General features: G+C 74.3%; 2 protein-coding genes. Both read right to left on the bottom strand.

What is annotated here, in order from left to right; translation table 11 throughout:
• A partial coding sequence (locus tag AC08OJ_RS19560; RefSeq protein WP_476596503.1) for a lysophospholipid acyltransferase family protein occupies positions 1–1017 on the bottom strand: 1017 nt, incomplete at its 3' end.
• A gap of 115 nt (positions 1018–1132) precedes the next feature.
• Positions 1133–2716: a lactate racemase domain-containing protein gene (locus AC08OJ_RS19555; protein ID WP_476596504.1), complete on the bottom strand. Its 1584-nt coding sequence runs from the start codon at positions 2714–2716 to the stop codon at positions 1133–1135.
• Between the last annotated feature and the right edge of the window lie 82 nt (positions 2717–2798).

The following is a 2798-nucleotide window of genomic DNA, read 5'->3' as shown; positions in this document are numbered from 1 at the left end:
CGTCCCACCCGGTCGGGGGACCACCCGCAGGCTGGTTCGACCGGGGAAGCCCCCACCACCGGCCGCACCACCGGTGTTCCCGGCGCCCGTCGCGGCGACGTCCGGGGCCGAGCGCGTCGCCGGCACCTGCGCCGCATCCCCGGCCTGCGCCTCCTCGGCCGTCCCAGCCGTCCCAGCCGTCCCAGCCGCACCGGGCAGACCCGAGGCGAAGGCCTCCCGCGTCGCCTCCCACCAGGAGGTCGCGTCCTCGACGCAGAGCCGGTCGACCTCGGCGGCCAGCCGCGCGGTGAACGCTCGCACATCCTCACCCGGCGCGGGGCGCATCGGCCGGCCGAACCGCACCCACACCGGCGGACGGCCCGCCACCGGCCAGGACCGTCCCCGCGGCATCGCCGCGTACGCACCCCGCAGCCCCACCGGAATCACCGGCACCCCCGCGTTGATCGCCAGATAGGCGGCCCCCAACCGGAACCGGCCCCGCGCCCCGTCCCGCGACCGCGTCCCCTCCGGGAAGATCACCAGGTTCCAGCCGTCCCCCAGCAGGTTCATCGGCGTCGCCGACGGCGCCCCACCGTGCCGTTCGATCGGCACCGTCGCGAACGCGAACGCACTCGACGCCCCCCGCCAGGCACTGTCGAAGAAATAGTCCGCCGCCGCCGTCACCGCCGTACGCGCCCGCACCCACCCGGGCACCGTGCACAACAGCAGCGGGGCGTCCAGATGACTGCTGTGATTCGACACGATGATCACCGGGGTGTCGCGGGCCCCGTCGAACGCCTCCGCCCCGTGCACCGCCACCGTCAGCGCCGTCCGCAGCAGCGGGCGCATCGCCCCGCGCAGAAACACCCCCTGGGCGGCCCGCGCCGCCGGGCGACGCGCCCACGCGGTCGGGAACTCCCGCGGCACCTCGGGGATCCGATGCGCCTCGGCGCTGCCCGGGACCGGCCCGCGGCCACCCGGCCGCCACCCGGCCACCACCGCCCGCAGCCCCACACCCCGTCGCGGCCTACCCGCCATCCCGTTCACCTCTGCCCCTGCCGATCCGGTCCACCGCTGGCACCTGTGCTCCGCCGCGCATGGCCACCGCGTCCCACCCGGCGACCGCACGATCCGTGACCCGCATCTCCCGCGGTCACCGTACTTCGGCGATCAGATGGGGTGGGGAGTGCAGATAGGTGATAGACGGATCACGGCCCACCGATCCAGACACCATCTCCAACGCATCCGCCAACGTCGACGCCGCCCGGAACCCCAGCCGCGCGCACGCCGCCCGATCACCGCCCACCCACACCACATCCCCCACATGGGCCATCGCCGGCGCCGCCTCATACCAGCGGTGGAACGGATGCACCCCGTGATGAGCAAGCGACGTCCGATACAGCGACGCATACCAGGGATCGGTGGCGTACTGCCGTTCGAACTTCGCCTCCACCGTCGCCGCCTCGGTCGACTCGGCGAGCACCTCCTCGTAGAAGTCCACGTAGGAGGGGTGGTGCAGCTGGGAGAACCGCGGCGCCAGCGGATGGTAGACGATCAACGCCCCGTTCTCGCGGACCACCGGCCGCCCCCGGTACCGGCCGAAAACCTCCCCGAGCGCGCCGTGCGCCGCCAGCACCGGGTTGACCACCGCCCCCGCGTCGAACGGCCCGAACGGGCCCAGCCCGACGACGACGACGTCGCTCTGCCCGTCGACGGTGATCCGCTGCTGGGCGTCGACCGCCGCCGCCGCGGCCGCCGCGACCGCCGTAGGATCCCCCGCGCTCACCGAGGTGACCGCATAGTCGGCGGCGAAGTCACGCAGCAGCCGGCGGCGCGCCCGCGACCCCACCAGCTCCAGGCCACGGCCCAGCCCGACCGCCATCGCCTGATCGGCCAGCGACCACTCCCACTCCCGGCGGGTCAGGAACGGATAGTGCACCGGCGCCGTCGCGGCGTTCACCGTCACCGCGACGGCGAACACCCGCACCGCCTCGCACAGCAGCCGACCCATCCGCGCCGCCGGGCCCGCCGCCGCACCAACCCCCCCATCCCCGGGCAGGCCGCCGCGGCGGACCGCCGCGGCGACGCTGTGCACGTGACGCAGCGTCGCATACGACGACAGGCCGGTCACGAGCCCGCCCGCACCGACCGCCGCTGGGCTCTGCGCGACCCCGACATGCACCAGCAGGTCGGCGGTGGCGACCCGGCGGGAAACCTCCACCTGCTCGTCGGCGCCGGTTACCCCCACGACGGTGAGATTGTCCGGATCCTCCGCGTCATGGCTGCGCAACTGCCCGGGCCAGAACGAGCGGAACACCCGCTCCCCGACGATCCGCTCCACCTCGCCGGCGCTCAACCGCCGGTTCAACCCGTTCGCCACGACCAGCGCCACATCGTCGACACCGGCCGCCGCCGCCGTCGTCAGCACCGCCTCGATGACCCGCCCCCGCACATCCGGGCGACGCATCCGCGGCAACGGCGTCGACAGATCGTCAAAACTGATCGTTAGCCGCATCCCCGGACGCAGCAACGCCGCCAGCGGCTCGCTGCCCACCGGCGCCGCCAACGCCGCGGCGATCGCCGCCTCGACGTCACCGGCCCCGGGCAGCGACTCGGGCGGATAGACCACCCGCGTCCCGAGCGGGAACTGCTCGAGCAGCACGCCCTCACCCTGGTGCACCAGCAGCGGGGGAGTCCGCTCGTCGACCTCGAGCACGAACCCCGGTCTCACCAGCACGATCCCTTCCACGTCCGGCACGAAGGGACAACCCCTCCGTGTTGGCGCCCTGCCCGGCGGCGCAGCCCCACCATGCCCCCAC

The sequence above is a fragment of the Frankia sp. CgKIO3 genome (genome assembly GCF_977946435.1).
The sequence above is the reverse complement of the archived record's forward strand: the minus strand, read 5'-3'. Positions and strand labels throughout refer to the sequence as shown.